Here is a 12,477-nt window from a genome sequence, read left to right as displayed (position 1 = left end):
GCGCTCAGTTGCCTGTTCGCATAAGTCGTATAACAGACGGGCTGAAAGCCGATATTCTTTCTGCCCGTCTGCCTCTTGATCCACAGAGAGTTGACACTATGAGCAATCCCAAGCTGCCCGTGATGTATCAGCGCCCCCGCCCGGTCCTGGCGGAGCAAGATGCCAACACCTCCCTGGTCAGCAGCGGCGATTTCGGTTTTGCCGCCAAGACCAATTCGGTGCCGGTTATCGCCACTGAATTCACCCTGCTGTGCAAGTTCTTCCCCATCCTGTTCGCCGACGCGGAATTCCCGCAGCCGGTCGCCCTGTTGGGGCTGCGGGATGAAGAAAACCTGTTCGTGAACACTGACAGCCAGTGGGAAACCGACATTTATGTGCCGGCATATGTGCGCCGCTATCCCTTCATCTTCCTGGAAGACAAGGAACGCGGTGAATTTGTGCTGTGCCTGGATGAAGCCAGCCCCGCGCTGGTGAAGGATGACAGCAACCCGCTGTTCAAGGATGGCAAACCGACGGAGCTGGCCGATCGTGCCCTGGAATTCTGCCGTCAGTTCCAGGCTCAGCACGCCGCCACCGCCGAGTTCGTGAAGGCGCTGGTGGAGAATGATCTGCTGGTGGAAAACCGCGCCGACATCACCATGCTGAATGGCACGAAGCTGAGCTTGAACGGCTTCAAGGTGATTGACGAAGCCCGTTTCAATGCCCTGCCGGAAGAGGAATTCCTGCGCTGGCGCGGGCGTGGCTGGCTGCATCTGGCCTATTGCCACTTCATCTCGATCAGCAATTGGGCTGGTTTGATCGAACGCGTCGCCAAGCGCTGATCCTCATTGCATCTTATTCCCCGGCAGGCCCCGCCTGCCGGGGTTTTTCTTTTAGGGCGGCGATGGGGACGGCCTATTTGCCAGCTGTCAATATTGGAGCCAGATACGTTTAACGGGAAACGCACCTGGCTCTCGAGGGTTTGACCCTTGGCGGATTGGAGGCCGGCGACGCGAGTGTCAGGAAACGGGGCACATATCCGGTAGATGGTATCAACCCTGCTCTTCATCCACACCAAGACGGTCTCATCACCAAAGACAAGTCATCCAGAATGGCCGGTTTGCTTGTAGGCAGACGCCTGTCACTGAACGGCACAGACGACACAATGCCGAAGCTCGATCGCCTGTTCCGCTTCAATTTTACAACGGGGTGATTTAAGCCAAGTGATAGAAACGCTGGGCGTTTCGGGCAAACAGGGCTCCATGCCGGCCCGTCGGGGTCCACTCCCCGCACATGGCATGCCAGCCCGCATAATTGCCGGCAAGGTTCAATACGGGCCAGTCGCTGCCCCACATCAACCGGTCCTCCCCAAAAACATCCAGCAAATAGCGCGCATAGGGGGCCACCATGGCGGCGTCTGCCAATGCCCCCGCCTCCGTCAGCAGGCCGGATAATTTGCAATGCACGCCGGGCAATGCCGCCAACGCGCCCAGCGCCGCCGCCCACGGTTGCCACGATCCCTTTTCGATAAAGGGTTTTGCCCCATGATCCACCACCACGCGTAGCCCCGGCCAACGTTGAACCAGGGTCGCGATGGCGGGGATATGGGCCGGGCGGATCAATGCATCAAAGGAAAGGTCGGCCTGCACCATGGCCGCGATGGCCGGCTCCAGCGCCAGATCCAAAATCCAATCCGGCGGCAGGTCCTGCAACATCGGGCGCAGCCCCTTCAAGGCGGGGTTTGATGCAAGCCGCGCAATCTCCGCCGGCGCATCGGGGCTGGCCAGATCGACCCAGCCGACAACACCCAACACCAATGATTCCACGGCGGCCAGTTCCAGCAGCCAGCTTGTGTCCCGCCTATCAGGCTGGGACTGCACCAGCACCACACCGGAAAGGCCGATATCACGGGCAGCGTCAATCAGATCGGCAAGGTCAAAATCACGGTGGATGCCAGGCAGATCGGGCCCAGGCCAGCCATGACCGTTGCGACCGATCTGCCAGAGGTGGCAATGGGCATCAATCAGCATGCAACAATGCCTTTGACGATGTCGGCGGACGACTCCGGCATTTCCGCCATCTCAATGCCCCCCTACCGGCAGCATGGAATGGCCCGCCACATTGCGGGGGGCAGACAGGCCGAACAGGCCGACAATGACAAAACAGAAACAGGGAACCAGAAAGGCCCAACGGATAGTGCTTGCATCGGAAATGCCGCCCATCAGCGCCGTCAGCACCGCGCCGCCGATAATGCTCATCACCAGGAAGGAGGAACCGGTTTTGGTCAGCGGCCCCAGTCCTTTCAATGAACTGGCGAAGATCGTGGGAAACATGATGGACATGAAGAAGCTGGTCGCCGCCAGCGCCAGCAATCCGTCATGGCCACCGACCAGCACCGCGAACAACATCAAGCCGACATTGGCAACAGCGAACAGCGCCATCAGCTTGGTGGGGTCGACACGGCCCATCAGGGCCGTACCGGCAAAGCGCCCCGCCATGAAGGCGACCAGCGACCAGGTGAGATACGTTGCTGCCGTCTTTTCCCCCATGCCCGGCACTTCATGCTGGGCATAGCGGATCATGAAGCTCCAGACACCGACCTGCGCGCCGACATAGAAAAACTGGGCCACCACCCCGAACAGGAAACGGCGATGGGCCAGCAACCCCATGATCGGCCTGTCTACATGATCACGCGGGCGATCATGCACCACCGGACGCCCGGCTTCCTCCGGGAAACGGGTGACGGCCACCAGCAGCGCCCAAACCAGCACCACTGCCGCGATGATCAGATAAGGCACCTGCGTGGCCGATGCCTCCGCCGTCTGAAAGGCCAACAACTGATCCGGGCTCATGGCGGCGAATTCCGCCGCTGTCGGCTCCACGCCGGACAGGATGAACTGGCGACCGACCAACACCGCCGTGACCGCCCCAAGCGGGTTGAAGGCCTGGGCCAGATTAAGCCGCCGCTCCGCCTTATCGGGATCGCCCAGCACGGTGATCAACGGATTGGCCGATGTTTCCAGAAATGCCAAACCGGAAGCGATGACAAACAGCGCCCCCAGAAACAGCCCATACTGCCGCAATTCCGCCGCTGGCCAGAATAGCAGGGCACCTGTGCCAAACAGCACCAGCCCAACCACAACCCCAACCTTGTAACCATGGCGGCGCATCAGCAGGCCCGCCGGCAGGGCCAGGAAAAAATAGCCCAGATAGAAGGCCGACTGCACCAGACCCGATTGCAGGTCGGTCAGGAAAAAGGCCTTCTTCAGATGCGGGATCAACACATCGTTCAGGTTGTTCGCCACGCCCCAGAGAAAGAACAAGGCGACAATAAGGATGAGCGGCCCCCATTGCTTGGGGCCCCTGGCCACGGACGTCATCGGCGTTCTCCCTGTACCGCCCTTATGGGCGTTATTCGCCCTTGTTCATGGGCACCCCGATGATTGTCATGGATGAACTGAATGTCAAATATGAAATATTGCTACAGTGAGATCAAAATGGGCCGATATATTCCCTCCCCTTACAGGCGGCTATCGGACGCCAATAGGGCCCCGGAAATTTGTGCGGCGGCGGCGCGCAGTTGTTTCAACGCATTATCCATCGTCGTCACCGGCTGCATCACCTGCATGAAGGGGACGGTCAATGCCGCCTCCGCACTTTCCCCCCGCAGGATCGGGGCGGAAAGGTCCGTCACGCCCTGGGTGAAATCGCTTCTGGCCTTGTCATAGCCCCGTTCCCGCACCAGATCGGCGTGCCGGCGGAAAGTCTCTATCTGCTCTTCCGTCACCTCTGACGGCAGTTCGGCGATCCAGCGCTCCCGGATGGCCGGTTCCTGGAAGGCGAACAGCACCGCCCCGGAACGGGTATTCAACAGGGATCGGCGGAAGCCGACACGCACGGCAAAACCGATCTGTTCCGCCGACTCCATGCGCGCCACCACCACGATGTCGCTGCCCGACCGCACAGCCAGATGGCAGGATTGGCCGATGGCCATGGATAATTCGCGCATCACCGGAAGGGCGATTTCCAGCAGACTTTTCGTCGGCGCCCGGTCAACACCCAGGGAGAACAGGCGGTCGGTGGGTACATATCCCTGGCCATTGGGTGCCTGTTGGATAAAGCCGCGATATTCCAACACCTGAACCATGCGGAACAGTTCGCTCATCGAACGGCCCAGCTTCTGCGTGATCATGGACGTGGTCAGCGGGCGACCTTCACGGGCCAGAAGCTCCAATATATCCAAACCCTTTTCCAGGGCCGGCGCGCGGTAACGCCGATCATCACCATCCATTTCCGCTTCTTGCCCGTCCATTTTCATCCCCTGGCCTTGTACCTCAGCTTCGCCCCCCAACCAACGGATCGGAGGGCAAGCCAAATGGCAATTCATGGTTTCATATATGAAATCCAAACCGGGATGAAGCCAAGAACCGCGTTTTGTCATTTGAAAATATTTTTATATATCATAAAGTGGTGCGAATAAGCCGTGAACCAGGACGGCGCGCAAACCTGTTCGATAAAGACCGCCCACCATGCAGAAGCGGGCGTGTCGCAGGGAGGATGAATGACCAAGCCAAGGGTATATCACCTTGGGTGGGGGCCCGCATGATGCGACGGCTCTGCTTCACCCTGGATTTGGCCGATGATGCGGACCTGATCGCTGAATATGAACGGCTGCATCAGCCCGGCGGCGTCTGGCCGGAAATTGCCGCCTATATCCGGTTCACCGGCGTGGACCGGATGCAGATATGGCGCACCGGCACACGGTTGTTCATGATTTCCGAGGTGGCGGCGGATTATCCGCGCCCAGCGCCCCACGCCCTTTCTGACGCGGCAGCCCGCTGGGAAGCCTTGATGCTGCGTTTCCAGCGGCCTGCGCCCGATCTGGACGGGGAAAAATGGCGATCCATGCACCTGATCTTCGATCTGGATGCCCATTCACCCGCCAGCCACAACAATATGCCCCCAGCAAAACGGACGATTGGGCGTACCGGGCTGCGGGTCAGCGAAATCGGCTTTGGGGCCGCCCCGATGGGCAACCTTTACCGTCCCTTGGCTGACACGGTTGCCCGCTCCACTCTGGCGACGGCCTTGGATTGCGGCCTGGGCTATGTCGATACCGCCCCCTATTACGGGTTCGGGCTGAGCGAACGCCGGGTAGGGGACGGCATCCGGGGCAAGACGGGCACCGTCATCTCCACCAAGGTGGGGCGCCTGCTTCACCCCGCATCAGGCACCCCGGCAACCGGTGAACGCCACGGTTTCCACAATGCCCTGCCCTTCGATCCCGTTTACGATTACAGCTATGATGGCGTCATGCGTTCCTATGACACCTCGCTGGACCGTCTAGGGCTGGCGCATATCGATATCCTTTATGTTCACGATATTGGCCGCGTCACCCATGGCGACCGCAATGAGGAAATGTTCCGGCAGTTGACGCGGGGTGGCGGCTTCAAGGCGCTGCAAAGCCTTAAGAATCAAAAGGCGATCACTGCGTTCGGCATTGGCGTTAACGAGGTGGAGGCCTGCCTGGAATGCCTGGACGTGGCGGACCTAGACGCCATTTTGCTGGCCGGGCGCTACACGCTGCTGGAACAGGGGGCGCTGGACCGGCTGTTGCCGGAATGCGCGCGGCGCGGCGTGTCCATCGTCATTGGCGGGGTCTTCAATTCCGGTATCCTGGCGACCGGGACGCGGGGCGACAATACCCCTTGCTATAATTACGCCCCTGCCCCGGCGGCGGTGTTGGAAAGGGTGCGGCAGATCGAACAGATATGCGACCGCCATCAAGTCACCCTGCCGGCGGCGGCCTTGCAGTTTGTACTGGCGCATCCGCAAGTTGCCAGCGTCATACCGGGCCTGGACAGCCCGGACCGTGTGCTCGCCATCCGCCATTTCCATCAAACCCCGATCCCCAACGATTTCTGGGCGGAGCTGCGGCAGGCTGAACTGATCCGTCCTGATGCCCCCCTTCCCGGTTTGGAGCTTGCCTGATGGCCCCCGCCGTTATTCTTCTGCATCCAGACGACAATGTGGTCGTCTGCTGTCGCACCGTCCATGCGGGGGAGCTTATCAGCGTTGCTGATGTTGAGATCACCGCCGCCGAAACCGTGGCGTTGGGGCATAAGCTGGCCCGTTATCCGCTGCCTGCCGGTGCCAAGGTCATCAAATACGGTGCCTCCATCGGCTCCATGACCGCACCGGTGAGTGCCGGCGGCTGGGTCCACATGCACAATATGAAAAGCGACTATATCAGCGCGCATCTGCGCGATGCGGCAAAGGGGTGATGCCATGCAGGCACAGGGCTATCTGCGCACCGATGGGCGTAAAGGCATCCGCGATATTCTGATCGTCGCCTATCTGGTGGAATGCGCCCATCACGCGGCCCGCCGTATCGTTGATCTGGCTGCCGATCCCCAGGTGCATCTGGTGGGCTTTCCGGGCTGCTATCCCAACGATTACGCCAAGCGGATGATGAAGGCGCTGGTTTCCCACCCCAATGTCGGCGGCGTGGTGCTGTTATCATTGGGGTGTGAGAGCTTTGATCGGGAAGGACTGGCCGCCCATGCCGCCAATAGCGGTCGCCCGGTGGAAACCATTGTGATCCAACAGGCCGGTGGTACCCGGTCAGCCATCGAAAACGGGCTTCAGGCTGTAAAACGGATCAAGGCAGAAATGGCAGACCGCGCCGTGCGGGTGCCGCTTTTCCTGTCCGATCTGGTGGTCGGCACCATCTGCGGCGGCTCCGACGGCACCAGCGGGATCACCGCCAACCCGGCGGTTGGCCGTGCTTTCGATCTGCTGGTCGATGCCGGTGCCACCTGCATCTTTGAGGAAACAGGGGAAATGATCGGTTGTGAAGGGCCGATGGCGGTCCGCGCCGCCACCCCTGCGGTGGCCGACGCCATCGTCGCATCCATTGCCAAGGCCGAAACCTATTACCGTACGATGGGGTATGGCAGTTTCGCCCCCGGCAATGCCGAAGGCGGCCTATCCTCGCAGGAGGAAAAATCCGCCGGAGCCTATGTGAAATCGGGCAGCCGCCCCATCGTCGGCGTCATCAAGCCGGCGGAACAGCCGATAGCACCCGGCCTTTATCTGCTGGATGTGGTTCCGGATGGGGAGCCGAGATTTGGCTTCCCCAATATTTCCGACAATGCCGAAATTGTTGAGATGATGGCCTGCGGCGCGCACCTCACCTTGTTCACAACGGGTCGCGGATCGGTCGTTGGCTCTGCGATCGCCCCCGTGATCAAGGTCACCGGCAATCCAGAAACCTGGCGGCGCATGGGGGAGGATATGGACATCAATGCCGGGGCCATCTTCGACGGCTCCGCCACGCTGGACAGTGTGGGGGCCGATATTGTCGCCCTGGTGGAGGCGGTGGCCGCCGGGGCCGAAACCAAATCGGAAGCTATGGGCCACCGCGAATTCATCCTGACCTACAAAAGCTTTGAACCGTCTGGGCCCGGCTGCATGCCGCGCGTCGCCTGACCGGATTGGGAAAGACCATGCAGAAGACCGGAAGACTGGCGGGAAAGACCGCCCTGATCACCGCCGCCGGCCAGGGAATCGGTCGCGCCACTGCGGAACTTTTCATCGCTGAGGGGGCCCAGGTCTGGGCGACCGACGTCAATGCCGACAGCCTGACGGGGCTGGCCGGATGTCACCACCGCCGTCTGGACGTTTGCGATCCCGATGATATCCAGGCGGCAGTGACGGAGATCGGTGCGGTGGATATTCTGTTCAACTGCGCTGGGATGGTCGCCGGTGGCACCATTCTGGACTGCACGGATGAGGATTGGAGCCGTTCCTTCGACCTGAATGTGACAGCCCAGTTCCGCCTGATCCGTGCCTTCCTGCCCGGAATGCTAGCCCGTAAGGGCGGGTCGATCATCAACATGTCGTCGGTTGCCAGTTCCATCAAGGGTGTGCCGAACCGCTTTGCCTATGGTGCCTCCAAGGCCGCCGTGCTGGGGCTGACCAGGGCAGTGGCGGCTGATTTTGTGGGAAGCGGCATCCGCTGCAACGCCATTTGCCCCGGCACCGTGGACACCCCGTCCCTGAATGACCGCTTGCGGGCAACAGGCGATTACGAAGCCGCATGGGCCACCTTCACCGCGCGTCAACCCATGGGCCGGCTGGGCAACCCAGGCGAAATTGCCGCCTTGGCGCTCTATCTCGCGTCTGACGAAAGCAGCTTCACCTCCGGTCAAGCCCATATCATTGATGGCGGCTGGACGATCTGAACGATAACACGGGGTTAGGTGGAAAATGCAATTTTACATCACCCCGACCAACGCGATCGCGACGGGCCTGTGATTTGCCGCACTCATCGTATCCTGTTATAATTATAGTCCTCTGTTTTGGCTTTGTTGTTGAGTGAAGTTCAGGATTGGGATCATGCCCCCAATCCTGAACATTGCGAACTAAGCGGGGGATTGGTCAGCAATTCCCGATCGATCAGGGATTTTAAAAAGGCGATAATATCGGCCCATCTGGTCCGCCTATGGTCGTCCCGATCCACAAGTTCCGGAGATCCACATGAGCATCTGCGATCGGTCACGATCAAGGGAGATTGGTGTTAGAAGAGAAAATCGCGGGGTTTCTGGAAACGCCCCCATTTATTAAGCCACTCGCAACAACCGCAATGAGCCTCAAGATGGTGGTTTACAAAGGTGGAGGTGGCAACCGGAAGCGGGCATAGGGACATAGCAAGATATGGGCTGATGGCGGTTCCCCGTGGCCAACCTAACCAACCTGGGTTGTCCCTCGTCGGATACCACCAGAACCTACGCTCACAACATCACCAAGCCGTCCCTTTTGTTTTGACGACGGACACGATTAACTTAAACCCGTCCGCAAACACGGGCGCAGATCACGCTGGACAAGACTGCCCACCGTCAGGCCCCCTCCATCGATAATAAGGCGTCGCCCGCCGTCACGGACCTTCCCGCCCGGCAATGAACGGCCATGACACGACCGGCGGTGCGTGCCTGGATGGCGAATTCCATCTTCATGGCTTCCAGGACGACCAATGTCTGGCCAACCTCCACCTGCTGCCCCACCTCCACCAGCACCTTCCAGACATTACCGGAAATATCGGCCTGGATGGCGTTATCATCCGCCACCGCCGACGGCGCCATATCGGATTCTGTCGTCGGACCAGTCTCATCCGACTGCCAACGGGCCACCTCCGCTGTGAAGGCCGCTTGCTGGCGGGCGCGGAAGGCGGCGATGTCATCGGCCTCTACCGCCCAGGCGGCCTCATGCACCTCCAGATCGAAAACCGAATCCTCCACCGCCACCTGCGCCCGGCCCGCGCGGAAATCGGCACGGAACCGGTCCAGTTCCGGCTCCGTCACCGGGTAGAAGCGTACACGATCGAAGAAGCGCAGAAGCCAGGGTTCGGCCCCAAACTGCCGATTGGCCAGGAACTTGTTCCAGATGGGCACGGTGCGCCCTACAAGCTGGTAGCCGCCGGGGCTGTCCATGCCATAGATGCACATATAGACGCCGCCGATGCCCACCGTGCCCTCTGCGGTGTAGGTGCGGGCGGGATTATATTTGCTGGTCAGCAGCCGGTGGCGCGGGTCCAGCGGTACCGCACAGGGGGCACCCAGATAAACATCGCCCAAGCCCAGCACCATGTAGCTGGCATCAAAGATCGTGTCGCGCACCTGGCCCCTTCTGTCCAAGCCATTGATGCGCTGAATGAAATCCACATTATTGGGCAACCAGGGAGCGTCCGCCTTCACCGTTTCCTGATAGCGGGTGACCGCCCCCAGGGTGGCACTATCCTCAAACGCCATGGGCAGGTGCACGATGCGGCTGGGCACCTTCAGCCCCGCCACCGACCCCAACCCTTCTTCCAGCATCAGCAGCGTGGCGACCAGCGCATCCTGATGGATCACACGGCTGTCATAATGGATCTGCACCGACCGCACGCCGGGCGACAGCTCGGCCACACCGGGAACCTTGGCCGCCGTCAGCGCCTCCATCAACAGATGGATGCGCAGCCGCAGCCGCAGGTCCAGCACATTCTCCCCATATTCCAGCAGGATATATTTATCGCCGGCCTGACGATAGGTGACCATGGGCCGGTCGCCCCTGGCCGGCAGGCGGGTCAGGATGCAGCTATCGGGTGCGATCACCGCCGGGACCGGCAGGGGCGCATCCGCCAGCCCGGCAATGGCCGCATCCTGCGCCTGTTCCAGGGCCAGCGCGTCGGCGAAGCTGACAGGGCGGAAGCGGATGGTGTCGCCCGGCTTCACCTGCCCCACCTTCCACAGGTCGGCCTTGATGATGGTAGCCGGACAAACGAAGCCGCCCAGGCTTGGCCCGTCACAGGTCAGGATGACGGGCGTGTCGCCGGTAAAATTGATGCTGCCGATGGCATAGACGCAATCATGGATGTTGGACGGGTGCAGTCCCGCCTCCCCGCCATCGCTGCGCGTCCATTCCGGCTTTGGCCCCACCAGCCGCACGCCCAGCCGGTTGGAATTGTGATGCACGCGGTAATCGCTGGCGAAAAAGGTTTCCATGGCCCCGGACTTGAAAAAGTCGGGGGCGCCATGCGGCCCATACAGCACCGCGATATCCCAATGTTTGCCATAGGCAGGAATCAGGCTGGCCGGCACAGGTGCCGGGTTCAACGCCGGTGCCGGGGTGGTGCAGGCGGGCGATCCCGGACGGCTGACCGGCAGCACATCGCCCACGTGCAGGGAGCGGCCCGCATGGCCGCCAAACTGCCCCAGGACGAAGGTCGATTTGCTGCCCAGATAATCGGGCACGTCCAAGCCATTGCGGATAGCGATATAAGTCCGGCACCCGCTTTCGGCCCGACCCAGGCGCAGAACCTGCCCCGCCTTGACGCTGATCGGCATCCAGAAGGGCAGCGCCTCTCCCCCCTCCAGCGTCGCCGCCATGGCGGCACCGGTCAGGGCGATGGTGGCATCGCCGTGGAACCGTAGCGTCGGGCCTTGCAGGGTGCATTCCAGGCCCGCCGCTGCCACGTCATTGCCGACGATGCGGTTGGCCAAACGGAAGGCATAATCATCCATCGGCCCCGACGGCGGCACGCCGATATCCCAATATCCGTGCCGGCCCGGATAATCCTGCACCGTCGTGTAGGTGCCTGGCTCCACCACCTCCACCACGGGCGAGACATGGTGATAGCTGTCCAGAAACCGGGTGGACATGCGCCCCTGGATGAAGGTATCGCCCGACAGGATGCCGCGCAGATAATCCAGATTGGTGGCGATGCCATGCAGGCGCGTGGCATCCAGGGCCGCCAGCATCTTCAACCGCGTCGCCTCCCGATCCGGGCCATGCACGATCAGCTTGGCGATCATCGGGTCATAGTTGGCGGACACTTCCGTGCCCGTGCGCACCCAGCCATCGACGCGCACACCAGCGGGGAAATACACATCGGTCAGGGTGCCGGGCGATGGTGCAAAATTGCGCACCGGGTTTTCGGCATAAAGCCGCACCTCAATCGACGTACCCTGCGGTTCGGGCAGTTGGCTGAAATCGGGCGGGTCGCTGGCGGCGATGCGGATCATCCATTCCACAAGGTCCAGACCGGTCACCGCCTCCGTCACCGGATGTTCGACCTGCAGGCGGGTATTCACCTCCAGGAAGTAGAAGGCATCGCGGGCGCCGTCATAGATGAATTCCACCGTTCCCGCCGAGACATAGTCCACCGCCTGCCCCAGACGCACGGCGGCGTCCAGAAGGCGGCGGCGGGTTTCGGGCGGCAATCCTGGAGCGGGCGTTTCCTCGATCACTTTTTGGTTACGGCGCTGTACCGAACAATCCCGTTCGCCCAGCGCGACCACATTACCCCGGCCATCGCCGAAGATCTGCACCTCGACATGGCGGGCGTCCGACACGAACCGTTCGATGAAGACGCCGCCATCCTTGAAAAAGGACTGGCCCAGACGCTTCACACTGTCGAACGCCGCGACCAGCTCCCCCGCGTCGGCGCAGCGCTGCAAGCCGATGCCGCCGCCGCCCGCGGTACTTTTCAGCATGACGGGATAACCAATCTCTGCCGCTGCCGCCTTGGCCTCTTCCACATCCTTCAACAGGTCGGTACCGGGCGTCAGGGGCACGCCCGCCGCCTTGGCAATCTCGCGCGAGGTGTGTTTCAGGCCGAAACGGCGGATCTGGTCCGGAGTGGGACCGACAAAAGCGATGCCGGCGGCGGCACATTGTTCTGCAAAATCCGTATTCTCCGACAGGAAGCCATAGCCGGGGATGATGGCCTCTGCCCCGGTCTCCCTGGCGATCTCAATGATCCGGTCACCGCGCAGATAACTTTCCGCCGGCGTCTGCCCGCCCAGCGGGATGGCGATATCAGCCACGGCCACATGCAGACTGTCGGCATCGGCGTCGGAATAGACCGCGACCGAGCGGATGCCCATCCGCTTCAAGGTGGCGGCGATACGAACGGCAATCTCACCACGATTGGCGATCAGAACAGTGCTGAACATTCTC

The 12,477-nt window shown here is 61.3% G+C and carries 9 protein-coding genes; 5 read left to right on the top strand and 4 right to left on the bottom strand.

Annotated elements, in window-relative coordinates:
• Positions 1–98: 98 nt before the first annotated feature.
• Positions 99–821 (top strand): SapC family protein, encoded by a 723-nt coding sequence (locus CHB97_RS20975; protein ID WP_089289968.1) that lies wholly within the window; start codon positions 99–101, stop codon positions 819–821.
• Positions 822–1,193: 372 nt separating this feature from the next.
• Here the strand turns inward: CHB97_RS20975 and CHB97_RS20970 are convergent, their stop codons facing one another.
• The 3 genes from CHB97_RS20970 to CHB97_RS20960 form a co-directional block, all read right to left on the bottom strand.
• Positions 1,194–2,009, bottom strand: coding sequence for an amidohydrolase (locus CHB97_RS20970; RefSeq protein ID WP_089289967.1), 816 nt, complete (start codon positions 2,007–2,009; stop codon positions 1,194–1,196).
• Positions 2,010–2,060: 51 nt separating this feature from the next.
• Complete coding sequence (fucP, locus tag CHB97_RS20965; protein WP_089289966.1) at positions 2,061–3,359, bottom strand: L-fucose:H+ symporter permease; 1,299 nt, start codon at positions 3,357–3,359, stop codon at positions 2,061–2,063.
• Between the two features lie 140 nt (positions 3,360–3,499).
• The gene (locus CHB97_RS20960) at positions 3,500–4,291 is read right to left on the bottom strand and encodes an IclR family transcriptional regulator (RefSeq protein ID WP_089289965.1); all 792 of its coding nucleotides are present in this window, start codon (positions 4,289–4,291) and stop codon (positions 3,500–3,502) included.
• A gap of 290 nt (positions 4,292–4,581) precedes the next feature.
• On the opposite strand from CHB97_RS20960, the gene CHB97_RS20955 reads away from it, so the two are divergent.
• Genes CHB97_RS20955 through CHB97_RS20940 form a run of 4 tightly spaced genes read left to right on the top strand, consistent with a single transcriptional unit; the run spans position 4,582 to position 8,225 of the window.
• Positions 4,582–5,970, top strand: a complete 1,389-nt coding sequence (locus CHB97_RS20955; protein ID WP_160106102.1) for an aldo/keto reductase — start codon at positions 4,582–4,584, stop codon at positions 5,968–5,970.
• Positions 5,970–6,263, top strand: a complete 294-nt coding sequence (locus CHB97_RS20950; RefSeq protein WP_089289963.1) for a UxaA family hydrolase — start codon at positions 5,970–5,972, stop codon at positions 6,261–6,263. The genes CHB97_RS20955 and CHB97_RS20950 overlap by 1 nt, the downstream gene beginning before the upstream one ends.
• A 4-nt stretch (positions 6,264–6,267) precedes the next feature.
• Positions 6,268–7,470 carry a UxaA family hydrolase gene (locus CHB97_RS20945; RefSeq protein WP_089290008.1) on the top strand — a complete coding sequence of 401 codons (1,203 nt, stop codon included), beginning with the start codon at positions 6,268–6,270 and terminating at the stop codon, positions 7,468–7,470.
• 17 nt (positions 7,471–7,487) lie between these two features.
• Positions 7,488–8,225 (top strand): SDR family oxidoreductase, encoded by a 738-nt coding sequence (locus tag CHB97_RS20940; protein WP_089289962.1) that lies wholly within the window; start codon positions 7,488–7,490, stop codon positions 8,223–8,225.
• Between the two features lie 654 nt (positions 8,226–8,879).
• Here CHB97_RS20940 and uca read toward each other — a convergent pair.
• On the bottom strand, positions 8,880–12,473 hold the full coding sequence (gene uca, locus CHB97_RS20935) for an urea carboxylase (RefSeq protein WP_089289961.1): 3,594 nt from the start codon (positions 12,471–12,473) through the stop codon (positions 8,880–8,882).
• Positions 12,474–12,477: the final 4 nt, after the last annotated feature.

Source organism: Azospirillum sp. RU38E (genome assembly GCF_900188385.1).
Taxonomy (GTDB): Bacteria; Pseudomonadota; Alphaproteobacteria; order Azospirillales; family Azospirillaceae; genus Niveispirillum.
This window is presented reverse-complemented; position numbering and strand designations above follow the sequence as displayed.